Origin of the sequence: Rhizobium alarense (assembly GCF_021555155.1) — a bacterium.
Taxonomy (GTDB): Bacteria; Pseudomonadota; Alphaproteobacteria; order Rhizobiales; family Rhizobiaceae; genus Rhizobium_D; species Rhizobium_D alarense.
Window position 1 is genome coordinate 1 of the sequence record NZ_JAKGBU010000068.1, and the last position, 24,636, is coordinate 24,636.

Genomic DNA, 24,636 nt, shown 5'->3' on the forward strand with positions numbered 1-24,636 from the left:
GACGAGGGCAATCGCGATCCAGCCGCGCCCGGCGATCATCCCGTCGGCCCAGAGCGGCGTGTAGACGGCTGCCGCATAGGCGCCGGCAAAACCCGCCATCATGCCGCCGAAGGCGACGGCCGCGACCCGGACGGTAATCGCCGGATAGCCGATCGCATGCGCCGCCTTGGGGTTTTCGCCGACCGCGCGGATGACGAGGCCGAGTTTCGTATAGGCGAAGGTCGCCCAGATCGCGAGGGTGGCGAGAAGCGACAGCCAGGCGACCACGTCCTGCACGAAGAGCCCGCCGACGACGGGAATATCGGAGAGGCCCGGAACGGCGATTTTCGGCAGGCCGCGCACCGTCAGGCTCTCGTAGGTCTTGCCGAAGAGCGCGGAGAGGCCCTGGCCGAGGATGCCGATCGCCAGGCCCGCCGCCACCTGGTTCGCGCGGAAGCCGAGCACGACGAAGGCGAAGATCAGCGACAGCGCCGCACCGCCGAGGCCGGCGGCGACGAAGCCGAGAATATGTCCGCCGCCGTGATAGACGATGATGAAGGCGATCACCGCGCCGAACGCCATCAGGCCTTCGACGCCGAGGTTCAGCACGCCGGCGCGCTCGACGACGAGTTCGCCAAGCGCCGCCAGCAGGAAAGGGGTCGCTGCCGCCAGCATGCCGGCGATGATGAATTCGACGGCGTTCATGGCTGGCTCCGGTGGGCTGGACGGCGCCATTCGAGGCGGTAGCGCACGAAGGCGACGGCGACGAGATAGGCAAGCAGCAGGCTGCCCTGGAAGACGCGCACGGCGGCGATCGGCAGGGTGGCCGAGACCATGGCATTGTCGCCGCCGATATAGAGCACGGCCATGACGAGGGTGGAAAAGACGATGCCGACCGGGTGCAGCCCGCCGAGATAGGCGACGATGATCGCCGCATAGCCGTAGCCGGTCGAGATCGAGCGCTGCAGCTGGCCGATGGGGCCGGCGACCTCGGCGGCCCCGGCCAGTCCTGCCGCAAAGCCGCCGATCAGCAGCGACAGCCAGATCGCCCGGCTTTCGCTGAAGCCCGCATAACCCGCCGCGCGCGGCGCCAGCCCGCCGACCTGCAGCTTGTAGCCGGTAAAGCTCTTCTGCATGAAAACCCAGGCCGCGACCGACAGCGCCAGCGCGATGAGGATCGAGACGTTGACGCGGGTGCCTGAAATCAGCGTCGGCACCATCGCGTCGTACTGAAACATCACCGATTGCGGGAAATTGAAACCCGCCGGGTCCTTCCAGGGGCCGAGCAGCAGGTAGTTCAGCACCTGGATCGCGACGAGGCTCAGCATCAGCGAAACGAGGATCTCGTTGGCATTGAGCCGCACGCGCCAGAAGGCGGTGATCGAGGCCCAGAGCGCGCCGCCGAGCGCACCGAGCAGCAGCATCAGCGGCCAGATCCACTGCCCCGTCGCCTGCGGGGCGAGCACGGGAATGGCCGAGGCAAAGATCGCGCCGAGGATGAACTGGCCCTCGGCGCCAATGTTGAAGACCTTGGCGCGAAAGCCGATCGCGAGACCCTGCGCGATCAGAAGAAGCGGCCCTGCCTTCAGGAGCACTTCGGAAAAGGAGGCCCAGGAGAGGAAGGGTTCCAGCAGCATCGCATAGACGACGGCAACCGGATCGCGGCCCATCAGCACGTAGAGGCCGAGATTGAGCACGAGCGCGATGGCAAGCGCTGCCGGCGGCGCCAGAAGCGTTGCCGTAAGCGAGGCGCGTTCGCGGCGCACCAGCGTCGGAAGTGCGAAGGCGGAGCGCGCGCTCATGCCGGCACCCTTTCCGGTTGGCCTTCTGCCCCGATCATGTAGCGGCCGATTTCCTCGGGGCGGGTTTCGCGGGTCACGAGCGGCGGGCTCAGCGTGCCGTGATGGAGGACCTGGATGAAATCGCAGAGTTCGAACAGCTCTTCCAGTTCCTCTGATATCACGAGGATCGCCATGCCTTCGTTGCGGAGCGCGATCAGCCGCCGACGGATGGCGGATGCCGCGCCGATATCGACGCCCCAGGTCGGCTGCGCCACGAAGAGCAGCTTCGGCGCCAGCATGATCTCGCGCCCGACGATGAATTTCTGCAGGTTGCCGCCGGAGAGCGCCCCGGCCTCCGCCTCCGGGCCGGGCGTGCGCACGTCATAGTCGCGGATGCAAGTCTCGGTGAAGGCCTTCGCCCGTTCCCGATCGACGAGGCCGTGCCTCTTGAGATCGAGCGGATGGGCCGTCAGCAGGCTGTTCAGCACCAGCGACATTTCCGGCACCGCGCCGCGCCCGAGCCGGTCCTCCGGCACGAAGGCGAAGCCGAGCTGCCGCCGGGCGGCAGCGCTGAGCGTCCCGACGTCCCGGCCCATCATGTAGATGCGGTCGCTCTTTTCGCGCGGCAGCACTGTCTCGCCGGATATCAGCGCCGCAAGCTCGCTCTGGCCGTTGCCGGAAATGCCGGCGATGCCGAGGAACTCGCCGGCGCGGACCGTCAGGCTGATGCCGGATAGCGCGACGGCGAAGGGGTTGTCCGGCGTGTGGTCGAGGCCGATGATCTCCAGCCGCTTTTCGCCCTCCGGCAGCACCTCGGCCGGCATCGGCTCGGGCATGTCGCGGCCGATCATCATGCGGGCGAGGTCATGCGCATCGTGCTCGCGGGGATCGACATTGCCGGTGACCCGGCCGGCGCGGAGAATCGTCGCCCGGTCGCAGATGGCGCGGATTTCCTCAAGCTTGTGCGAGATGAAGAGGATGGAAACGCCCCGGTCGCGCAGGCGCCGGAGCGTATCGAAGAGCTTGTCCACCGCCTGCGGCGGCAGCACCGAGGTCGGCTCGTCGAGGATCAGCAGCTTCGGATCGGTCATCAGGCAGCGGATGATCTCCACCCGCTGCCGCTCGCCGACCGAAAGCGCATGCACATGGGCCAGCGGATCGACCTCGAGGCCGAAATCCCGGCCGAGCGCGCGGATGCGCTCGATCAGCTCCGCCTTGCGGCCGGGCACGACCAGCCGGATATTCTCGACCACCGTCAGCGTCTCGAAGAGCGAGAAATGCTGGAACACCATACCGATGCCCTTGCGTCGCGCCTCGGCGGGCGACGCAAGGGTGAGCGGCTCGCCGTTCCAGGCGACGGTCCCGTCGTCCGGCTGCTCGACGCCATAGATCAGCTTCATCAGCGTCGACTTGCCCGCCCCGTTCTCCCCGAGGATCGCATGGATCGACTGCGGCGCCACGTCCAGATCGATCGCCTGGTTGGCTTTGATCTGGCCGTAGCTCCTCGAAATGCCGCGAAGCGACAGGAGGGGGGCGATCATCGCTTACTTCGGCAGCGGCGTCGTCACACCTTTCACGTGCCAGTCCATGCCGACGATCTCGCCGTCCGTCATCGTCGCGCCGGAGGCCACGCCCTCGCTGTCGTCGGCCTTCATGATGGGGCCAGTGAAGGGCGAGAAGGAGCCGTCTGCGATCTTCGCCTCGATCTCCTTGATCTTCGTCATGGTGTCGGCCGGGATATCCGGGTTCCAGTCGGTCACCGCGACCACCTTGTCGGAAACGCCGAGGAAGGTGTTGGCGCCCTTGAAGGTGCCGGCAAGATGCGCGTCGACCGAGGCCTTGAAGAAGGGCGACCAGTCGGTCGCGATGCAGCCGAGATATTTCGCCGGCGCATATTTCTTCATCGAGGAGTTGAGGTTGAAGGCATAGACGCCGGCTTCCTCGCAGGCTGAAATGACCGAAGGCGTGTCCTGCGCGTTGGAGAAGATCACGTCGCAATCCTGCGCCATCAGCGCCTTGGCCGCTTCCTGCTCCTTGGCCGGGTCGAACCAGGAGTTGACCCAGACGACCGAGACCTCGATATCCGGATTGACAGTCTGGGCGCCGAGCGTGAAGGCGTTGATCGAGGTGATAAGTTCCGGGATGGCGAAGGCCGAGACCGAGCCGAGCTTGCCGGTCTTGGAGAGTGTGGCGGCGGCCATGCCAAGCAGGTAGGTGCCCTGGAAATATTTCGCCGCGAAGGGCGAGAAGTTCGGCGCCACCTGGAAGCCCGACGCGTGCAGCACCGTGACGGAGGGGTCGCGGCGGGCGATCTGCAGCGCGCCGTTCTGGTAGCCGAAGGAGCCGGCGATCAGGAACTTGTTCCCGTCGGCGACGGCCTTGTTCATGATGCGGTCGGCATCCGGCCCTTCGGGAATGTTCTCGATGACGGTGACCTTGACCTTGTCGCCATAGGCGGCCTTCACCGGCTCGAGGCCGGCGGCGAGCGCATGGCCCCAGCCGACATCGCCGACCGGCGACGGGATCACGAGCGTGATGCCGAGCGGCTCGTCGGCGGCAAGGGCGGCGCGGCCGCCAAGCGTGGTGGCGAGGCCGGTTGCGGCCATGCCCTTCATGAGGGTTCTGCGGGTGAGGTTGTTCAGCATGTCGGTTCCCCTGTTTCGGTTTGTCAGAAATTGACCGTCGCGAGTGCGGCTTCTGCGTCCGCGGCGAGTTTCGCCTCATCGAGGCCGGAAAAGGCGCCGTTCTCCCAGACGACGCGGCCGTTGATCATCGTCATGTCGGTCGGCATGCCTATACCGACCTTGGCGATCAGGCTCAGCGGATCGTGGCGCGTGCCGACATAGTCCATGCGGCGCGTGTCGATCGCGAAGAGGTCGGCCGCCATGCCGGGCGCCAGCCGCCCGATGTCCTTGCGGCCGAGAAGGGCGGCACCGCCCGTCGTCGCATAGCCGAGGAAATCGGCCGGCTCCGGCACCGGATGGGCGCGCGTCGAGGCGACGAGGCATTGCAGCATATAGGCGGAATGGATGCAGTGCATGAGATTGGAATTGTCGTTGGAGGCCGCACCGTCGCAGCCGAGCCCGACGCGCAGGCCGAAGGCCGCCATGGCGGGAATGTCCGTCACCTCGGCGCCGACGAGATAAACCGGCTCCGGGCAATGCGAGACGCCGCTGCCGCTCTTCGCCATGGTCTTGAGCTCGTCATGCGTCAGTTCCCAGCAATGGGCATAAAAGGCGTCGGGGCCGGCGAAACCGATCTCCTCCAGATAGTCCACCGTCCGCATTCCGTGGCGGGCCGCGATGACGGGGCTTTCGCCCTCGCCGACATGGGTGTGCATCATCACGCCGCGGTCGCGCGCGAGCGCTACGGACTCGACGAAGGTCTCGCGGTAGCAGTTGACCGGCTGGCAGGGCGCCACAACGACCTGCCGCATGCTGAAGGGTGCCGCGTCATGGTAGCTGTCGATGAGGCGCGCACAATCGGCGATGAACTCGTCCGTCGTCTCCAGCATTTCGTCGGGAATGGTCGATCCCTCCGACTTCGGCAGCGTGTTGCCGCCGCGGCCGGCATGGAAGCGCATGCCGAAAAGGTCGGCTGCCTCGAACTGCCGGTCGACCAGCCGCTTTCCGGCATGGCGCGGGAAATTGTACTGGTGGTCGAAGGCCGTGGTGCAGCCATGCTTGATCATCTCGGCCATGGCCGTGACGGAGGAATGGTAGAAACAGTCCTCCGTCAGCCGCGAGAAGATCGGATAGATGCGGTCGAGCCATTCGATGACGGAAAGTTTCGTCCAGTCGAGTTCGGCGCGGTTGCGCACGAAGCACTGGAAGAAATGGTGGTGCGTGTTGACGAGGCCCGGATAGACGAACCAGCCATCCGCATCGCGCACCGTCGTTCCATCGGGCAGTTCGCCACCGGCGAGACCGTTGCCGATCGCCGCGATCGCCGGGCCGTCGGTCAGCACATCGACATTGCGCAGCACGCTCGGCCCCGTGCCGTCATCGACGATGACCGCCGCGCAGTTCTTCAGGAGAGTGCCGGCCATGTCATGCCTCGTCCGGTTCGAGTTGCGGTTCGGGCTTCAACTCGTGCAGCCGGTGGATGCCCGGCATCTCGATGAACCCGTCGAGGGCGCGCAGCGCCCGCGACCAGAGCCGGATGGTCGGGTAGGGATCGAGCGAGACGCCGCCGTCCGGTGCGAGCGCCACATAGGGGAAGCAGGCGATGTCGGCGATTGTCGGCCGGTCCGATGCGAGGAACCGCTTGCCGCGCAGGCTCTGCTCGAAAAGGCCGGCTTCGAGTTCGCGCAGCGCCGCGATGCCGCTTGCCTGCAGCGCGCCGATGTCGCCGGGCCGCAGCAGCATCTCGACCAGCCGTGCGCCGCCGAGACTGGCGGTGAGGCGGGCGGAAAAGGCGAGCCATTGCTGGATGCGCGCGGTCTCCTCGGCCTCTCCGCTGCCGAGCCAGTCCGGCGCCGCCTTCGCGGCGAGATAGGCAAGCATGGCGGAGGATTCGGTGAGAACAAGATCGCCGTCCTCGAGGATCGGGATCGAGCCGGCCGGATTGAGCGCCAAGAGCGCCGCACCGCGATGCTCGGCGCCAGGATGGAAATCGACGGGGCGGAGGTCCAGCTTCACGCCGGCAAGCGACGCCATCAGGCGCACCTTGTAGCAGCTCGGCGAGAGAATGTAGTCGTAGAGCTTCATTGCGCCACCAGTTGCGCGCCGTAGGTATAGTTGTGGCGTTTCAGCCAGCGGCGGTAGGCGACCGAGGTGAGATCGGCGCGGGTCGGGATTTCCATGCCGGGATCGAGCGGCAGCAGGCGCGGGACCTGGTTTTCGAGGATCGAGCGGTCCTGCAGGAAGATCGTCTGCTGGAAATGGATGAGGTCGGTCATCGGCGTGTCGTCGTCGAAGAGCGCCATCCACGGCCAGACGTCGCAGAGGTCTTCGGCGAGCGGCTGGACGAAGAGCGTGATCACGTCCCATTCGCCGGGACGCGGCGGGCAGGTCTTGTAGAGCACCGAGCAGGTCGGCGCCGGCACGCGGTACATGTATTCCGTGGTGATGCCGCCGGCCGCGGATTTCGCCGCCTGCGGCTGGTAGAACTTCACCTGCGTCGCCCAGACCTCGTCGGCGTCCTCGCGGATCTCCACCTTGTAGTTCTGCACCTCCGTATGCGGTTCGGAGCCGAGAATGTCCGTGTGCACGAAGGGGAAATGCGCGATGTCGAGGAAATTCTCGACGGCCCTCAGCGGCGAGCAGCGCACGCGCACCACGCCGACATCGACGAGCCGCCGGCCGGGCTGGTCGGCCTCCGGGATCGGGAAGAGATCTTTCTTCGGCGCGCCGAGCGAGGACCAGACATGACCGTAGCGCATGAGGACCGGCAGGGCGCGCCCGTTGCCGCCCGCCACTTTCGCCGCCCCATCGGCGCCGAGCGAGACCCGGATCGGCTCGCCCATCAGCGCTGTCTCGCGGCCGTCGCGGTCGATTTGGCTGACAAGGCCGACCGGATACCATTCGTCAAGCATCGCCCCCCGCGTCATGCGGCGATTCCCTTCATCTGAACGGCCTCGGCGGCGCGGCGCAGACCTTCGGCGATGCGGGATGCGGTGATCTTCTGCGCAGGGCCGATGCCGTCGTCCGTCAGAATATGGACCAAAGTCTGCGCCTCACCGTGCGATGTCAGAAGACAGTGGACAACGCCGCCTTGCGACGAAACACGGAGGAGCCCGACCGCGTCCGCCCTCCCGCCCGCCGCCATTTCGATGGCTGCCGCGGCAGCCTCCACCGTCAGCGTTCGCAGCGGCGCGAGGCCAGCAAAGTGCGGCGGAGCGCCGGCCGGCCCGCCGACGGCGATCCAGACGATACCGCCCGCTTCCTCGACCCGGTGTGTCTCGACACGGATCGTCTCCGGTGGTGCCAGGCCCGGATGGGCCGGAATGCGCAGACAGTGGCCGGCCTGCGAATAGCTCCAGCCGTGATAGATGCAGGAGAGCGCCTCGCCGCGCACGAAACCGTGCGACAGGCTCATGCCGCGGTGCGGACAGCGATCCGCCGATGCCGACAGGCGGCCCGAACGGCTGCGCCAGAGAGCGATCTTTCCCGCCGGGATTTGGGCGGGCATGACGGTTCCCGCCGGCAAATCCGCGGAAAGGGCGACTGGCGTCCAAAACCCCGCCAAATCGGGCAGCATGAGTAGACTTTCTTTACGGTATCAATGCGCTACCGGAAAATGGCGCAGGAAGGAAATAGGCCTCCCCACGCCCGGTTGTTCAACGTTTGCATAATTATTTCGCAATGGCAACATTGAGTAAATATCATGCAGGATCTGGTTCGGCTGTTGTTCGAGGAATTCCGGATGTCTGTCGATGAGGTGATGATCGGCCGCGGAATCAGGGGTCGGTTTTGTCAAGCTCCCCCCGTCCACGTCACAATGCGCAGAACGAGGTGGACGCGCGGTCTTTAAACAAGACTTCGCCGCACTGGCGGAGATCGGAAAGAAACGCCACCTCGCTCGGACATTGAAATCCAGTGGGAAATCCGGCGGGCCGTCGAAGCCCGAATGGGTCAAAAGGATAAGATCACCCGGCGATGGGCGAGGGTGCTCGTCTCGGGTTTCCTTGCTGCGATAGCGAGGCCATGTGGAACCACCTTGCCGAAATAAGCCAGCTCGCCGATCCCGACGCGCATGCCGTGCTCGTCCTCGATCGGGCAGGCTGGCACGCCACACCGAAGCTCAAGGTTCCCAACACCGTCATGTTCCGGCGATCACGATCCCAACAGCTACCGCGGCCGCCGGCGCTTCATCCGCGTACTCGAAACGGGCTTTCGGGCGTTCAACGAAAGCACGCCGTCAGCCAATCTGCGAGCCATACGCTCAATCTGCGAGCCATACGCTTGCAAGCCGTCCGGGACGGCCTTCCGGATTCATCGCCCAGCAGGCGGTGCGCGAAATTTGCCTGAAGTGAGCTTCTGGCATGCTGGCCGGTTTTCGGCAGTCTGCAGGACAACCTTCGGAGAGAAGCCTTCAGACACCAGGACGTGGTCCGTGGTGTTCTAAAGTTGAATTCCGATCGGCGAGAAACATCCGATTTTTGCACAGCGTATCCATTTCGCGCAAGGAACCTTCACCGGTTGACCGGACGGGAAATCGAACCGAGCGGAGGGCAGGAATTTATTAACCATGCAATTCACTAATAAAGCACAAGATTTAGTTCGATCGAGGCACTGCCCCAACACGGCAGAGCATGCCCGGAGATGCGTTGCCGGCCCGGTCTCGGATTGCGCTGTCCCTCCGCTCAAATGATTTGAAGCGGTTTCCTTTCATGCCCATTCCTGACGGGAGTCATGATGCCGCTCGTCCCCGCCCTTACGGAGCACCGAAATGAAACGTATATCGTTATCCCTGAAAGCGTCGTTGATCGGCGCCTTTGCATTGCTGTTGGCGCTGATCGCCGGCCAAGGGCTGTTCGCCCTGTCGTCGGTGGGCGGCGTATATCAGGACGTCGAAACGCTTGCGACCAACTGGGTGCCGAGCATTGACATCACGAACAAGATCAACACTGCCATCGCCGACCTCCGCGGCTCGGAAAACCGGCACATCGTCAACCGGACTGAAGCCGGCATGGCTCGCGCTGACGAGGCAATCGCCGCCGATCTCCGAAAGTTGGACGAACGTATGAAAGTCTACGACGGGCTGGTATCCGAACCCGAGGTGGCTAAGCTTTACGCCAAGTTCAAGGATGTTCTCGCGACCTATATGAAGCAGCATGAAGAACTGCTCTCGATGTCCCGCGCCGGCAAGAAGGACGAAGCGGCGAACTTCCTCACCAGCGATATGCGCAACACCTACAATGAAATGGACAATCTGGCTGATGGGTTCCGCGACATCAACATCAGGGGCGCCCAACAGAGTTATGAGGACAGTAGGGCCGACTATCTGAGCGCCCGCATCGCGACCTTCATGATGCTCGGTCTTGCAGTATGCGCCGGTCTCGGCGCGGTGGCCTTCGCGATCGTCGGCGTCTCCCGTCCGATCGACCGGACGACGGACGTCATGCGGACTCTCGCCGACGGTGACCTCTCGGTCGAAATCCCCTTCACTGACCGGACAAACGAAATCGGCGCGATGGCGCGCGCAGTCGAAGTGTTCAAGCAGAACGGCATCAAGGTGCGCGACATGAACGCACAGGAGGCGGCGCTGCAGGCGAAAAGCGCCGACCTGCAGTCAAGCATCGGCACGGTGGTGTCGGCGGCAGTGGCCGGTGATTTCACGCAACGCATCAACAAGGACTATGACAATGCCGATCTTAACCGCTTTGCGGCAAGCGTCAACGAACTGGTTTCCTCGGTCGATCGCGGGGTCGCCGAAACCCGGCGGGTGATCTCGGCGCTGGCCGAAGGCGATCTGACCGAAAGTATGCGCGGCGAATTCCAGGGCGCCTTCGGCGAACTGCAGGGCAATGTCAACGCGACGATGGCCAATCTCCGTTCCGTACTCGGCGAGGTCCGCGCCGCGATCGACACGATCAATGGCGGCGCCGGCGAGATGCGGATGGCGTCCGGCGATCTCTCCAAGCGCACCGAACAGCAGGCGGCATCCCTGGAGGAAACCTCCTCGGCACTGGAAGAAATCACCGTCGCAGTCCGAAGCTCGACAGAACGGGCAACGGAGGCCAGCCACATGGTCGATGAAGCCCGCCACAGTACCGAGCAGTCGAGTTCGGTGGTCAAGGATGCCGTCTCCGCCATGGGCCGCATCGAACAGGCCTCCGGCGAGATCGGCCAGATCATCAACGTCATCGACGAGATCGCTTTCCAGACCAACCTGCTGGCGCTGAACGCCGGCGTCGAAGCCGCCCGCGCCGGCGACGCCGGCAAGGGGTTTGCCGTCGTCGCCCAGGAAGTGCGTGAACTCGCCCAACGCTCGGCCGGAGCCGCCAAGGACATCAAGGCGCTGATCTCCCGCTCGAGCGGCGAGGTTCAATCCGGCGTCAAGCTGGTGACGGCGACCGGCGAGGCGCTGACGCTGATCCAGAGCCACGTGGTCAAGATCAACGAGCATGTGCATTCGATCGCCACCGCCGCCAAGGAGCAGTCGACCGGCCTCTCGGAGGTCTCGACCGCGGTCAACGAGATGGACCAGGTGACGCAGCAGAATGCGGCGATGGTCGAGGAATCGACAGCAGCGACCAACCGCTTGGCCGAGGAGGCTTCCAACCTTGCCCGGCTGATCGCCCGCTTCAAGCTGGGCGACGGTGCATCGGCTCCGCGCGCCATCGGCCACGACAGCCGCCCCGTCGCCTCACCTGCCCGTGTCCTTGGCCAGAAACTGGCCGGCGCCTTTGGCGGCGGCAGGGCCGCGACGGCTGCCGCCGCAAGCGAATGGGAGGAGTTTTGACAAAGGGTCCGATCTCCGCGCAAGGCGGACGCTGGAAATCATCGCCTTCCATGTCGGTGGCAGCGGTCCTGCGTCAGGACGCCGTCTATCCGGGAAATCGGGGATGGGCAGCGGCAAGGCCGCTGCCCACGCACCGCCCGGCGTCATCGGCGTCATGAACCTGCGTGGCTCGGTCGTCCCGGTCATCGATCCGGCCGCGCGGTCGTCGCCGTCGTGGAAGGGGCGGAGATCGGGTCGTCGGCCTGGTTGTCGACCGGGTCTCGGATACGGCGCGCCAGATGGCAGCTTGCTGCCCTTTGACGCTGTGATGCTGCGGCCCCCTCGCACACGGCGCTTCCGATGGCGGCTTTGGCGAGAAGTCTGGCTGGTGATCATCGACTTCAAGCCGGTGGTGGCAAGGATACGGCGCGCTTCCGCGCGGCGGATGCTGGGCACGGCGGGATAGGGCAGACCACCGCTTCGTCAATACGGAACACGACGGGCAATCGTCGATCCAGCCGGCAAAGCGGCAGCGGACGATCAATGATAGCGGCGAATGAGGCCGACGAGTTTGCCCTGGATCTTCACGCGGTCCGGTCCGAAAATGCGGGTCTCGTAGGCCGGATTTGCGGCTTCCAGCGCTATGGAGGCGCCCTTGCGGCGGAAGCGCTTCAGCGTCGCCTCCTCGTCGTCGACGAGGGCGACGACGATCTCGCCCGGATTGGCGGAGCTGGTATTGCGGATGATCACCGTGTCGCCGTCGAGAATGCCGGCCTCGATCATTGAGTCGCCCTTGACCTCAAGAGCATAGTGCTGGCCACTGCCGAGCATCTCGGCCGGGACGGTGATGTCGTGCGTGTTGTTCTGGATCGCCGAAATAGGCACGCCGGCCGCAATGCGCCCCATGACCGGAACGCTGACCGCGCTGTCCATTTCCCGTGGCGCGCGCTGGGACGGTGCCGGTTGGGGAGGCCTGCCGAGGCTGCCTTCGATCACCGCGGGCGAAAAACCGCGCCGGGGCTGCAGGGTTGGAGAAAAGGCCTCCGGAAGTTTGATCACTTCCAGCGCGCGGGCCCGGTTCGGGAGACGCCGGATGAAGCCCCGCTCCTCGAGCGCCGTGATCAGCCGGTGAATTCCCGACTTCGACGCGAGGTTCAGCGCATCCTTCATTTCGTCGAAGGAAGGGGGCACACCAGACTCCTTCATTCGCTCGTGGATGAACAGAAGCAGCTCTTGTTGCTTGCGCGTCAGCATGTTTGGCCTCGGTGTCGAAACAAATCCAGAACGGACACTATCTGTTCCTTTTGTGTTCCGCAAGAGGCGATTGTCTTGTTGAGTGAGTGCGCTTGAACCGCTTCGGTTTTCTTGACTGTCTAATCCCGACCGAGCGATGTCTTTCTCCTAACGGCGAGACTAACGCGTCTGACGATTTTTACGAGGAAACGGCCAAGCCGGTAGGACGGCAGCGATTCCAGCGTCTCGACACGCCGCCGCGCGGCCTCGAGATCCTTCTTCAAAAGAGTCGCCTGCCTTCGCAGGCCCTCGGCTTCCGCTTTGGACAGATCACATTTCTCGGTGAGCCTGGCGATTTCCTCCTTGAACTTGCCGGCGTTCTGCCTGAGCCGAACGATCTCAGCCCCCCGGTGCTCCACCTTGGTGGTCAGTCCGGCGATCCGTTTTGCCCGGCTCTGCAATTTCTCCTGTTGTCCGAGTGGCGGGAATTGACCAGGAAATTGTTGGTAGGCGTCAACGATTTCCCGATCGGACGCGCCGAAAAAGAGCTGCATCTCGAAGGTGGCAATATTCGATGCGTGCTGCTGGTCCAGGCTGGTGATCTCGGGAATGGAAAGACCGAAAACCGATTTCAGGCCGCGGAGTTTGCCGATGAGGTATATTTTGTCTTCGGTCTTCTCGAGCGACATGATGTTGCCGAGCAGCATTGCAAGCCGTGCCCGGATCGAGATGAACGCATATTGCGCGCGGCCTGCCTGCGTGAAGATATGGGCGACATCGGCGAAGGCATGGATGAGGTCGCGGACGTCTTCGTAGGAGAATCGGCGCCCGCCCCGTCCGAGGCGATGCAGGTGCACGAGTTCCGGCACGCTGGCCAGCCGATCGACCGAGGTCAGGCAACGGGCGAGGAATACCAAATCCTGTCCCCGACGGTGGTTGGGATAGGAAAGCTGTTTCCTATCGAGGAAGCTCTTGCGGAAGATGTAGCGATGATGGTGCAGCGGTGTGTGTGTCGCGGTCGAATCATCGATTGTCACCAGCCCCGCCCGGTCGGGGTTCTCGATATCGGCCTTGTCGAGCGTCGTGCCATCGGGTCGCAGAGTACCGATTCGTCCGTAGGCCATGTCGGCGTCGTGCTCGATGCAGGATGCAACGAGCGTCCGCAGGCTGTGCGGTGTGGCATAGACGTCGTCGGCGTCGAGAAAGGCGACGAAGTTTCCCGCCGCGTGCCGCAAGCCGGCGTTGCGTGCCTCGCCGGACCAGGTTCGCTCCGGCAGCCGGATCGCACGCACGCAGGCAAAGGCCGCTTCGAACAGTGCCAGCGTATGGGACGTGTCGTCAGTTGAGGAGGGATCGACGACGATGATCTCGACATCGACCTCCTGCACCAGGATGGATGCAAGGCAAGCCGCGAGATGCGGGCCGGCATTGTAGGCCGGCACGACCACGGAGACCGTCTCGGCCAGGACGGTTTCGCTTCGGTGAATCTCGGTAAATCCGATCGCACTCTTGAATTCAGAAAGCAGCACCATGTAGCGTGGCGTTTGTTTCGCCCAGTACCAAAAGCGAGATGACAGGCCTAGGCCCGGGCGATTCCACGGCCCGACGTTGTTGCGATAGGCGATGAGCACGACGGTGTTCTCGGCGCGGACGCTGACGGCTTCACCCTCGTCGTCGAAGGCGAGCAGCGTGCCGCGGTCTTCGGCCCACGCCAGGGTCCGTTGGCCGAAGACGAAGTTCAGGGTATCGGAGGCAAAGACCAGATCCTTTTTTAAGGCGGCTTCCAATCTTCCGGCGTACCAGTTTCCCTGCTCCCTCAAATCGGCGAGATGCCACAACAGGCAGTCTGAACCGATGTAGCTTTCAGCCGCCACGCCCTCCAAGACATCGTCCATGTAGGAGGCAAGTGTCAGGCTTCTGCCGTCATGCTCGATCTCCGCACCCCCGTGACAGCGCTCAACCATACGCGCATCGACAAAGCCTTCGATGAGAGGGGCGCCATAAGCGGAGCACGGCTCCGTCAATGCCGAAAGTGGACGACACGACACTGACGCCGGCGACAACACCAGGATATCTTTACGATCCGGGAAAAGTAGCGGCGTCAGCATATAGGCCTGATGCCATGGGATCAGTGCTGCAAGCGCATCAAAACCATCGCCGATAAAAGCCGTCGCACCACAGTCTAGCAGCTGAAATCCGACGTTGCCGAAGGCGCGGAAGAAATCCGACACCACATCGATGTCACCGTCTTCCAGACCCCTGTGAGCAACGATAAATGTCAAATTTCGGCTGCCGTCCTCATTCTGAAGTACGGAGCGAACGGACACCATCATATGTGCAATGTCGCCCGGGCCGCAGAAGTAGCAGATTGCCGGCTGTTCGATATTTAACGTGCTGGCGCCATTTCCGTTGTCCATCGCCCTCTCCGGTATGCTCTTGCACGCGAAATGGACATTGCAAGACGCTTAATTCCCCCGCTGACAAGGTTTGTGTGCCCGCGTCCGACGGCGAATGCAACCCGTCATGCGGTGTCGCGCGGGAGAGCCTATTTTCCCGCGAGCCGCGGAATGTCAATCTTTTCGCCTGGCATCGGAGGGCAGGAGAACTGCGCTCCGATGCAAAAATTCTTTAACTCGTCTTCAATCCCGCCGCGCATAGAAACTCCAGATAGCAATGATCGCCGAACACCCGCGCAACGTATTCCGTTGCTCTTTTCACCTGTGCAATCGCCGCGGCTTGATCGCTCAAGAGGCCGGCAATCGCGCCCTGGGCGCCGTCGGGCGTAACATAGAGGGCGGCATCCCCGTAAACCTCACGAAAGCAAGGCGCGGCAATGACCGGAATGCCTGTCGCCATCGCCTCGAGGATTGGGCGTGCAAAAGGATCTGCCGCTTCCGGCGGATCGAAATGCAGGAAGATATCGAGGTCGGCCAGACAGCTCCGCCCACCGTTCCCTTCGTACGGATGCCAAGTCCAGGTGTCGGACAGGTTGTCGGGCGGTGGGACACGGCCCTCGTGTCGGTCGATGAGATGGACTTCGTAACCTGCCAATTCCGTCGTTGCCAACTCGCACCAGGCCGGTCGCCTGTCTTGCGGCGCTTCATGTCGGATGATGCCGATCTTCGGTGGGCCGGCAGCCTGATGGTTTGGCGGGCGTTGCCAGGACGCGAGGTGTATGACCGAAGGCCATATCGGTCGGGGCGCAGCAGATGCAGCCGATGGCTGCTCGGCCAGTCGGGCAAACTGCTGTGCGGCTAAGGGATCGAGCGGGTACCAGTCGGTGGCGGCGGCGAAATGGCGCTGGAGTGCGGCTGCGCAGATCGATGGGGCGTCCGATTGCAACAGGAATCCCGTCGCCTCGGCACCAACAAGCACCGCGGCGGTTTGCACCTTGAGCGTCGGCAGATACCGCTGCTCGTAATGGAGCACTCGCGGATCGCGGACGATGAGATGACGGCAGTTGACATTTTCGCCATAGACCAGCATCCGGATGGAACTGCCGTCGACAAGGCTGCGAATCTGGGGTGCGATTGCACCATTCGTCGTGGGCGGCTGATCATAGCGGAACATCTCGAAGAGGCCGATCGTGAGGCCGGCAGCCTGCGCGATGCGGATTTCCTCGGCGCATGCCCGCAGGGTCTCGTCGGGGCTTCGGAAGTCGCCCGCCATAACGAGATCGATCTGCCGGATGTCGCCCCTTTTCGGGCGATCCGGGGTCATGAGCGCCGGGACGGGAAAGGGACGTCCACTCTTCTCATATTTCAGAGAACGACCGGACTGGTGATGGAACTTTTGTGCGGCCAGGTACTCGCGCCTGGCACCGAAGAGGAATCCCTTCAGTCCCAATGCGCCGTCGTTGGTGATCGACGTGTCGGCGTCCCTCTGGAATGAGAGCGGGCCGGTCGCAAGATCGACGACGGTGTCATGCCCCCAGACGAGCCGCATTCGGTTGACGAGTTCGCTGTCTGCGGAGAAGCGGACCGTATCCCAGTAGCCGAGTGTCTCGCGCATAGGAGCGCGGCGAAACATCAACGAGGAGGTGTTGGCGATGACGACCCGGCCCCCAACGGTCAGCCGTTCGAAGCGGAGGTCGGGTGTCGCCCGTGCCTGTTCCGAGGTGCAGGCCATATGCTGCGGATGTGTCTCAAGGAAACGGACCTGTGTTTCGATCTTGGCAGGGTGCGACCAGTCGTCGGCGTCATGGATCGTCACATAATCGCCGGTGACAAGATCCAGGCCGTGATTGCGCGCGACATAGGCGCCGCCGTTGCGCTCCATCCGGATGAGGCGAATGCGCGGATCGGATGCGGCAACGTCGCGGACGACGGCGGCCGTATCGTCCGGGCTGCAGTCGTCGATGACGACGATTTCGAGATTGCGCCAGCTCTGCCGCATCAGCGAGCGAAGGGCTGTCACGATCGTGCCCGCCGCCTGGTAGGCGGCCACGAGAACGGACACCCGTGGGCCTTCTTCGACGAGACTGTCCGGTTCTGCGTCCAGCCGGTCATAGGCCGGCAGACGGGTGTCGCAGGATAGCGCAATGGGACTGATTCTCTCGGCGCGAAGGACTTGGTTGATCAGAAGGCAACGCTCGGCGAGCGTCGGCTGAAGGTTCGACCATGCGAGCAGCATGTCGTGTGTGACCTGCCCGGCAAGAGCCGCCCGTTCGTAAACGCGCTTGCCTCCTTCGGCATCACCGAGGCCATGGCAGCAGAGAAGCTCCGCCGTCGCAAGTGCCCGTTGAAAGGCCGCGTCTGTATCACCGGACGATCGGGCCCGGTCGATGTAATGAAGTGCGCGCGAATAACCATCCTGCGAGCGCATGCGCAAATACCAGAAGGCCAAGGCCCGAGCGGCGTGCGCATTGGACGGTCCTGCCGGTTCGTGTGCGACGAGAGCCTCGAGGTCATCGAGTGCCGGTCGAGTGAAGCCGAGGGAATGGAGCTTCCCCTGGGTATGGCTAAGGGCTTTTAACGAGGCACGGTCGGCATCGGGTTCCGGCTGGCAGGGCCATCGTTCCAGTCGGCCGTGGAGCGCGTAGTGTTCGAGCGGGCTTTCGGCGTTGCTGCTATCCGGATATGTCGCCAGATAGTAGCGGGCATCGAAGGCGCGTCCGGGATCTCTGCCGAGCGCCGCGCCGTATTTCAGGTAGTGCGTCACGGACTCCATGCCGAGCGCGCCGACGTCGGGATAGCGGGAGCGGTACCAGTCCGAATTGAATTTCTTCGTTGTCCTGACGAGTTTGATTCTGGATTTGAGGTCCATCGCGCGCTCATGGTTGACGGTCGAGCCCAACAGTTCGCTCGCAAGGGCCGCGCCCGGCTTAAAGGCTCCGTCGCGGCGGTGCAACAGGTTTCATCCCGGCATTTCGAACCGAATGGGCGATCGTGCCTGCTGCCGATTGGTCTGTAGCGAGGCCGGTAAACCTTTTACGGTCATCATCATCCCATCAAGGACTTCCGCCTGTCGCGTTTGCCGAGCGTGGCGACGAGGTCGCCGAAGCGGTCGCCCTGGACCGCGATATGGCCGCGCAGCAGCGTGCGTGCGGCCTCCATGTCGCCGGCAAGAATCGCAGCGACGATGTCGCCGTGCTCCTTCAGCGACACCTTCATCCGGTTTCGCACGCGCAGCTGCAGCCGACGATAGGGGCGCAGCCGCCGGTGCAGCGCGATGCACTGCTCCTCCAGGAAACCGCTGTGGCTTGCGGCATAGATGGCCCGGTGGAAGGTCTCGTTTTCGTAGTAGTAGCGGTCCGTGTCCTCGCTGATCGCCGCCGCCTCGCATTGCGCGTGAGCGGCAACCAAGGCTGCACGGTCCTCTTCCGTATGCCGGCGGGCGGCGAAGGCGCCGGCCATGCCCTCCATTTCCGCCATGACCTCGAACATCTCGAAGACGCGTTCCGGCGCGGGATCCACCACGACCGCGCCCCGGCGCGGCCGGATCTCGACGAACCCGATCGCGCTCAGTTGCATCAGGGCCTCCCGGATCGGCGTGCGCGACACGCCGTAGCGGGTGGCCAGCTGAACTTCGTCAAGCCGCTCGCCGGGCTCGAACTCCCCGGTGACGATGCCGTTTTCGATTTCGTCCCGCAGCTTGTGAAAAGTATTGCCGGCCATTTCAGTCCTCGCTTCGCCATAGAATATGCAATTACGCCATTCTTGTATACATAAAGATTGACATTGTGCGCAATCTGGAGGCACAATCATAGCAATCCGGCTGGAGGGCCGGAATATCAGGGAGGATAAAATGAGAAGTTTCGCACATATGCTGTGTGTCTCGGCCGGGCTTGTGGCCGGCATCACGACAGGCGCGTCCGCGCAGACGGTCCTGAAGGCGTCGCACCAGTTTCCGGGTGGCAAGGGCGACATCCGTGACGAGATGGTGCAGCTGATCGCCCGCGAAGTTGCCGCCGCGAATGTCGATCTCGAAATCCAGGTCTTTCCCGGCGCGTCGCTCTACAAGCCGAACGACCAGTGGAATGCGGTGACCCGCGGCCTGCTCGCCATGACGTCTTTCCCGCTCGACTATGCTTCAGGGCGTCATCCCGAATTCTCGGCGACGCTGATGCCGGGCCTCGTCGGCAACTTCGACCGCGCGATGCGGCTCAACGACTCCGACTTCATGAAGGACATCAAGGCAGTCATCGACAAGGCCGGCGCCATGGTGATCGCCGATGCATGGCTCTCCGGCGCCTTCGCCTCGAAAAAAGGCTGCATCACGTCGCCGGAGACGATCAGGGGCCAGGTCATCCGGGCCGCGGGTCCGGCGTTCGAGGAAATGCTGGTCGCAGCCGGGGCCTCGATTTCCTCCATGCCGTCGTCGGAAATCTATACGGGCATGCAGACCGGGGTGCTCGACGCCGCGAACACCTCGTCGGCAAGCTTCGTCTCCTATCGCCTGTTCGAGCACGCCAAGTGCCTGACGGCGCCGGGAGAGAATGCCCTCTGGTTCATGTACGAGCCGGTGCTCGTCTCCAAGCAGGTCTTCGACGGGCTGACGGAGGCACAGCAGAAGGCCATCCTTGCCGCCGGCGAAAAGGCGGAGGCCTATTTCAACGAGGAAGTCCGCAAGGGCGACCAGATCATGATCGATACCTACAAGAAGGCAGGCGTTGAGGTGGTTGAAATGTCGAAGGCGGATTATGATGCCTGGCTGGACGTCGCCAGGCAGTCTTCCTACAAGAATTTCGCCACCAATGTGCCGAACGGCGACAAGCTGATCGAGAAGGCTCTCGCGGTCGAATAGGCGGGCCCGGCAAGCGCGGCAGGCGCTTTCGCGCTTGCCGCCAAACCAGAGTCGGCAAGGAAGTCTCAGATGGTCAACGCCTATATGCGGGTGGTTGGTGCTTTGTCGCGCGCACTGGCCGTCGTCTCCACGCTCCTCATCGTCGCGGCCATGCTGGTCGTCTGCCAGATGATCCTGATGCGCTACGTTTTCCGCCTCCCGACGATCTGGCAGACCGATTTCGTCGTGTTTTCCGCCACGGCGGCGATGTTCCTCGGCGCGCCCTATGTGCTGATGAAGGGCGGGCATGTCGGCGTCGACGTCGTCGAGATGCTCGTCAGCCAGCGCACGCGCGCCGGCATGAAACTGTTGGCGAGCGCCCTGGGGCTTGCCTTCTGCGTGATCATGCTCATCGCAACCTGGGTACAGTTCCATGAGGCCTGGCTTGGCAACTGGCGCCATTCGAGCGTCTGGGCGCCGCCGCTCTGGGTGCCGCTTTCGGCGTTGCCAGTCGGCTTCGCAGTCCTTTGCCTGCAATACGTCGCGCAGATCCTCCTGCTTCTGACGACGGGCAGGGCACCGGCGGGCGCCCATGCGCCGATTGCGGACCAGCCCACAGACGATAGCCGACACGACCTGCCCCTTCCGAAGGAGTTGCCGCGATGAGTCCGACCCTTGCAGGCCTGATGATCATCGGATGCCTCTTCGCGTTGCTGGCGACCGGCATGCCGATTGCCTTTGCCCTCGGGCTTGCGGCCTTCGCAGCCCTCTACCTGCAGAGCGGCGCGGCCATCTTCCATGTGCTCGGCGACACGATGTTCTCCGGCATCGCCAATCTCGCCTATGTCTCGATCCCGATGTTCGTGCTGATGGGCGCATCCGTCGCCTCGTCGCCGGCGGGGTCGGATCTCTATACTGCCTTGGACCGCTGGCTGAACCGCATTCCCGGCGGCCTCGTCCTGTCGAATATCGGCGCCTGCGCAATCTTCTCCGGCATGACGGGGTCGTCGCCGGCAACCTGTGCCGCGATCGGCAAGATGGGTATCCCGGAGATGCTGCGCCGCGGCTATCCGAACTCCGTCGCGACCGGATCGATCGCGGCCGGCGGGACGCTCGGCATCCTGATCCCGCCGTCCGTCACGCTCATCGTCTATGGCATCGCCACGGAAACCTCCATCGGGCGGCTTTTCATGGCCGGCGTCGTTCCCGGCATCATGCTGACGGTCATGTTCATGATCTGGGCGGTCATCGACTGCAAGCGCAAGGGATATGAATTCGACGCGCGCGCGGTCCGCTACACGCTGAAGGAGCGGCTTGCCGGCATGCCGCGCATCCTGCCCTTCCTGCTGATCATCGCGGGCACGCTCTATGTGCTCTACGGCGGCATCGCCACGCCGTCGGAAGCAGCGGGTGCCGGCGCCTTCCTGACGCTCGCCGTCGTCGTCGTCGCCTACCGCCTCTTCCAGGTGAAACGCATTGCCGGCATCTTCGGCTCGGCCATGCGCGAGAGCGTTATGATCATGATGATCATGGCGGCGGCGGAGCTCTTCGCCTTTGCGCTCTCGTCGCTCTTCGTCACCCAGACGATCGCCTCGGCGATTGCCGACATGGAGGTGAACCGCTGGGTGCTGATGCTGGTCATCAACGTTTTCCTGCTGGTCTGCGGCATGTTCCTGCCACCCGTCGCAGTGATCGTGATGACCGCGCCGATGCTCTTTCCCATCGTCACGCAGGCAGGCTTCGATCCCTATTGGTTCGCGATCGTGCTGACGATCAACATGGAGGTCGGGCTGATCACGCCGCCGATCGGCCTCAATCTCTTTGTCATCAATGCCATCGCCCCGACGATACCGACGAAGGACATCCTGTGGGGGGCGTTGCCCTATGTGCTCGTGATGTTCCTTGCGATCGTCATTCTTTGCATCTTTCCTGATATCGCCACCTGGTTGCCGAACCAGATGCTTGGGGCCGTGCAATGAACACCACCTCCCTCTTCAGCGACATGTTGCAGACGATCACCGAGCGGGGGCGGCGGTTCCTGTCCTTCGGCGCCCGTGACGATGCGCTCGATCCGATCGCGACCATCGAGGCACGGTGCGAGACGCTGCTGTCGAGCCGCGGCGAGGCGTCCGGCATGGCGCTCGCCAAGGACATCCTCGACCGCTGGCGGGCGTTCGACACGGAGAGACAGCGTGATTTCATGCGCATGCTGCTCGCCCGCTTCGGCCCGAAGACCGAGCGGCTGGAGGCGGCGATCGAGGCGTATCGGGCAAGCCAGAGCCCGAAGGCGCTGCTGGAGCTCCATGTCGCCGCCGAGCCGCGCCGCCAGGAACTGATCCGCCGGCTCAACCTCGCGCCGAACGGCATCGCGACACTCGTGCGGATGCGGGAGGTGCTCCTGAAGCTCAAGGCCGAGGATCGTGACCTCGAGGCGGTCGATGCCGATTTCGCCCACCTCTTCGGCTCCTGGTTCAATCGCGGCTTTCTCGTCCTGCGGCCGATCAGCTGGTCGACGCCGGCCGACATCCTGGAGAAGATCATCCGCTACGAGGCGGTGCATCACATCGGCGGCTGGGACGAGCTGAGGCGGCGCCTCGCGCCGGAGGACCGGCGATGCTTCGCCTTCTTCCATCCGCAGCTCGTCGATGATCCCCTTATTTTCGTCGAAGTGGCGCTGACCCGGGAGATGCCGTCGGGGATTGACGATCTGCTGCGGGAGGATCGCGCGACGATCCGCGCCGGCGAGGCATCGACGGCCGTCTTCTATTCGATCTCGAACTGCCAGGAGGGCCTGCGCGGCATCTCCTTCGGCAACTTCCTGATCAAGCAGGTCGTTGAGGATCTGCGCCGCGACCTGCCGAAGCTGGACACCTTTGTGACGCTCTCGCCGGTGCCGGGCTTTGCCGATTGGCTCGCGCGCGAGCGGCGGACCGAGGCGTCCGACGTGCTGGGCGAGGCCGAGAAGGCCAAGCTCGCCGCTCTCGATGAAGGGGGGTGGGCGGACGAACCGGAAACGGTTGCCGCCGTGCAGCCGGTGATGACGGCCGCCGCCGCCTGGTATTTCCTGAAGGCGCGGGCGGCGAATGGACGCGTGATTGATCCGGTCGCCCGCTTCCATCTCGGCAACGGTGCGCGCCTTGAACGCATCAATTTCCTGGCGGATCGCGCGCCGCGGGCGATGCGGCAGGCGCATGGGCTGATGGTGAATTACCTCTACAAGCTTGACGACATCGAGACGAACCACGAGGCCTTTGCCGGCCGCAACGAGGTGGTGACCACGCCAGCGATCCGACGGCTCGTTCCGGCGGACCGCGGCCGCAGCCTCGTGCCGTTCGGCGACGGCGCGGCTGCCGAAGACCAGGACAGGAAAAAGAAGGGGAGCAGGGAGTTCAGCGCATGAGCAACCATCTTTTTGACGCGATCCGGGCAGCGGCCAGACCCGACAGTTGCTTCATCGAAACACTGGACGGCAGGCGCTGGACCTATGGCGACATGCTGGCGCTCTCGGGGCGGCTGGCCGGTGTGCTCGACACGCTCGGGGTCCGGCCGGGCGACCGGGTGGCGGCGCAGGTGGAGAAGAGCCCGGAGGCCCTGATGCTCTACCTTGCCTGCGTGCGCGCCGGCGCCGTCTATCTGCCGCTCAACACTGCCTACACGCTGGCCGAGCTCGACTATTTCATCGGTGACGCCGAGCCGCGTCTCGTCGTCTGCACACCAAAGGCGCATGCCGGCATTGCAGGGGTCGCCGTGGGCCATGGCGCGCATGTCGAGACGCTGGACGAAACGGGCGGCGGCTCGCTGATGGAACTGTCGCTGGCCGAGGAGGCGGATTTTCTCGATGCCGAACGCGGGCCGGACGATCTTGCGGCGATCCTCTACACCTCCGGCACCACCGGACGCTCCAAGGGCGCGATGCTGACGCACGGCAATCTCCTGTCCAACGCGGCGACGCTTCGGGATTGCTGGCGCTTCAGCCGGGCCGACCGGCTGATCCATGCGCTGCCGATCTTCCACACCCACGGCCTGTTTGTCGCTTCGAATGTCGTGCTGCTGTCGGGCGCGTCGATGTATTTCCTCGCGAGGTTCGACGCGGAGGACGTCCTGCGCCTCCTGGGCGCGGCAACCGTGATGATGGGCGTGCCGACCTTCTATGTCCGTCTTGTCCAGCATGACGGATTGACGCGGGAGCGGACGGCCGGCATGCGGCTCTTCGTGTCGGGCTCGGCGCCCCTGCTGGCGGAAACGCACCGCGCCTTCGAGGCGAAGACCGGCCATGCGATTCTTGAGCGCTACGGTATGACCGAGACCAATATGAATACCTCCAATCCCTATGACGGCGAGCGCCTTGCGGGCACGGTCGGGTTCCCCCTGCCGGGGGTCTCTCTGCGGGTGACGGACCCGGAGTGCGGCAGGCCGCTTTCCGACGGCGAGACCGGCATGATCGAGGTGAAGGGGCCGAACGTCTTCAAGGGCTATTGGCGCATGCCGGAAAAGACCAAGGCGGAATTCCGCACCGACGGCTTCTTCATCACCGGGGATCTCGGCAGGATCGACGAGCGTGGTTATGTGCACATCGTCGGACGAGGAAAGGACCTCGTCATTTCCGGCGGCTATAATATCTATCCGAAAGAGGTGGAGACCGAAATCGACGGCATGCCCGGCGTTGTCGAAAGCGCGGTCATCGGCGTGCCGCATCCGGACTTCGGCGAAGGCGTCACGGCCGTCGTGGTGCGCAGGGCGGGCGCATCGCTCGACGAAAGGGCGGTTCTGGACGGTTTGAAGGACCGGCTGGCGCGCTACAAGCAGCCCAAGAGAGTCATCTTCGTCGAGAACCTGCCGCGCAACACGATGGGCAAGGTGCAGAAGAATGTGCTGCGCGACACCTATGCGGCCCTCTATTCCGGGCTCGCGGATGCCTGAGGGTCGACATGTCGCGGCAAGGGTTCAGGCTCACCGGCCCCGCAGACACGCCGGCTAGCCGAAACCGAGGAAGGACAGGATGGCGACGACGATAACGACGAGTCCGACGAGA

The 24,636-nt window shown here is 63.9% G+C and carries 19 protein-coding genes and 1 pseudogene; 7 read left to right on the top strand and 13 right to left on the bottom strand.

Annotated features, from left to right (window positions below):
- The 9 genes from LXM94_RS19080 to LXM94_RS19120 form a co-directional block, all read right to left on the bottom strand.
- A partial coding sequence (locus LXM94_RS19080) for an ABC transporter permease (protein ID WP_235773051.1) occupies nucleotides 1-684 on the bottom strand: 684 nt, incomplete at its 3' end.
- On the bottom strand, nucleotides 681-1,781 hold the full coding sequence (locus tag LXM94_RS19085; protein ID WP_235773052.1) for an ABC transporter permease: 1,101 nt from the start codon (nucleotides 1,779-1,781) through the stop codon (nucleotides 681-683). The genes LXM94_RS19080 and LXM94_RS19085, both read right to left, overlap by 4 nt.
- Entirely contained in the window at nucleotides 1,778-3,301 is a 1,524-nt protein-coding gene (locus tag LXM94_RS19090; protein ID WP_235773053.1) for an ABC transporter ATP-binding protein, read from the bottom strand. The genes LXM94_RS19085 and LXM94_RS19090 overlap by 4 nt, the downstream gene beginning before the upstream one ends.
- 3 nt (nucleotides 3,302-3,304) lie before the next feature.
- Nucleotides 3,305-4,402, bottom strand: a complete 1,098-nt coding sequence (locus LXM94_RS19095) for a BMP family ABC transporter substrate-binding protein (RefSeq protein ID WP_235773076.1) — start codon at nucleotides 4,400-4,402, stop codon at nucleotides 3,305-3,307.
- A gap of 26 nt (nucleotides 4,403-4,428) precedes the next feature.
- Nucleotides 4,429-5,808, bottom strand: a complete 1,380-nt coding sequence (locus LXM94_RS19100; RefSeq protein ID WP_235773054.1) for an amidohydrolase — start codon at nucleotides 5,806-5,808, stop codon at nucleotides 4,429-4,431.
- Between the two features lies 1 nt (nucleotide 5,809).
- Nucleotides 5,810-6,469 carry a glutathione S-transferase family protein gene (locus LXM94_RS19105; RefSeq protein WP_235773055.1) on the bottom strand — a complete coding sequence of 220 codons (660 nt, stop codon included), beginning with the start codon at nucleotides 6,467-6,469 and terminating at the stop codon, nucleotides 5,810-5,812.
- The gene (locus LXM94_RS19110; protein WP_235773056.1) at nucleotides 6,466-7,311 is read right to left on the bottom strand and encodes an aromatic ring-hydroxylating oxygenase subunit alpha; all 846 of its coding nucleotides are present in this window, start codon (nucleotides 7,309-7,311) and stop codon (nucleotides 6,466-6,468) included. Before LXM94_RS19110 ends, LXM94_RS19105 begins: the two co-directional genes overlap by 4 nt.
- Nucleotides 7,308-7,961, bottom strand: a complete 654-nt coding sequence (locus tag LXM94_RS19115) for a Rieske (2Fe-2S) protein (RefSeq protein WP_235773057.1) — start codon at nucleotides 7,959-7,961, stop codon at nucleotides 7,308-7,310. The genes LXM94_RS19110 and LXM94_RS19115 overlap by 4 nt, the downstream gene beginning before the upstream one ends.
- A gap of 21 nt (nucleotides 7,962-7,982) precedes the next feature.
- Entirely contained in the window at nucleotides 7,983-8,180 is a 198-nt protein-coding gene (locus LXM94_RS19120; protein WP_235773058.1) for a hypothetical protein, read from the bottom strand.
- Nucleotides 8,181-9,152: 972 nt separating this feature from the next.
- Between LXM94_RS19120 and LXM94_RS19125 the strand changes: the two genes are divergently transcribed.
- Nucleotides 9,153-11,168, top strand: a complete 2,016-nt coding sequence (locus LXM94_RS19125; RefSeq protein WP_235773059.1) for a HAMP domain-containing methyl-accepting chemotaxis protein — start codon at nucleotides 9,153-9,155, stop codon at nucleotides 11,166-11,168.
- Nucleotides 11,137-11,364 (top strand): annotated as a pseudogene (locus LXM94_RS26315) (chemotaxis protein CheW); the annotation flags it as partial. The gene LXM94_RS19125 and the pseudogene LXM94_RS26315, both read left to right, overlap by 32 nt.
- Nucleotides 11,365-11,687: 323 nt before the next feature.
- Here the strand turns inward: LXM94_RS26315 and lexA are convergent.
- The 4 genes from lexA to LXM94_RS19150 all read right to left on the bottom strand — a co-directional run bounded on the left by lexA (nucleotide 11,688) and on the right by LXM94_RS19150 (nucleotide 18,496).
- Nucleotides 11,688-12,401, bottom strand: a complete 714-nt coding sequence (lexA, locus tag LXM94_RS19135) for a transcriptional repressor LexA (protein ID WP_235773061.1) — start codon at nucleotides 12,399-12,401, stop codon at nucleotides 11,688-11,690.
- 119 nt (nucleotides 12,402-12,520) lie between these two features.
- Complete coding sequence (locus tag LXM94_RS19140; protein ID WP_235773062.1) at nucleotides 12,521-14,797, bottom strand: glycosyltransferase family 2 protein; 2,277 nt, start codon at nucleotides 14,795-14,797, stop codon at nucleotides 12,521-12,523.
- Between the two features lie 211 nt (nucleotides 14,798-15,008).
- Nucleotides 15,009-17,729, bottom strand: a complete 2,721-nt coding sequence (locus LXM94_RS19145; protein WP_235773063.1) for a glycosyltransferase family 2 protein — start codon at nucleotides 17,727-17,729, stop codon at nucleotides 15,009-15,011.
- Nucleotides 17,730-17,821: 92 nt separating this feature from the next.
- The gene (locus LXM94_RS19150; RefSeq protein WP_235773064.1) at nucleotides 17,822-18,496 is read right to left on the bottom strand and encodes a GntR family transcriptional regulator; all 675 of its coding nucleotides are present in this window, start codon (nucleotides 18,494-18,496) and stop codon (nucleotides 17,822-17,824) included.
- 130 nt (nucleotides 18,497-18,626) lie between these two features.
- Between LXM94_RS19150 and LXM94_RS19155 the strand changes: the two genes are divergently transcribed.
- From LXM94_RS19155 to LXM94_RS19175, 5 genes are all read left to right on the top strand, one after another.
- The gene (locus LXM94_RS19155; RefSeq protein WP_408015668.1) at nucleotides 18,627-19,625 is read left to right on the top strand and encodes a TRAP transporter substrate-binding protein; all 999 of its coding nucleotides are present in this window, start codon (nucleotides 18,627-18,629) and stop codon (nucleotides 19,623-19,625) included.
- Nucleotides 19,626-19,694: 69 nt separating this feature from the next.
- A complete protein-coding gene (locus LXM94_RS19160) occupies nucleotides 19,695-20,270 on the top strand; it encodes a TRAP transporter small permease subunit (RefSeq protein ID WP_235773065.1) in 576 nt (191 codons plus the stop codon).
- On the top strand, nucleotides 20,267-21,583 hold the full coding sequence (locus LXM94_RS19165; RefSeq protein ID WP_235773066.1) for a TRAP transporter large permease: 1,317 nt from the start codon (nucleotides 20,267-20,269) through the stop codon (nucleotides 21,581-21,583). The genes LXM94_RS19160 and LXM94_RS19165 overlap by 4 nt, the downstream gene beginning before the upstream one ends.
- On the top strand, nucleotides 21,580-23,004 hold the full coding sequence (locus tag LXM94_RS19170; protein ID WP_235773067.1) for a malonyl-CoA decarboxylase: 1,425 nt from the start codon (nucleotides 21,580-21,582) through the stop codon (nucleotides 23,002-23,004). Before LXM94_RS19165 ends, LXM94_RS19170 begins: the two co-directional genes overlap by 4 nt.
- Nucleotides 23,001-24,524 (top strand): malonate--CoA ligase, encoded by a 1,524-nt coding sequence (locus tag LXM94_RS19175; protein ID WP_235773068.1) that lies wholly within the window; start codon nucleotides 23,001-23,003, stop codon nucleotides 24,522-24,524. The genes LXM94_RS19170 and LXM94_RS19175 overlap by 4 nt, the downstream gene beginning before the upstream one ends.
- The last annotated feature ends 112 nt before the right edge of the window (nucleotides 24,525-24,636 follow it).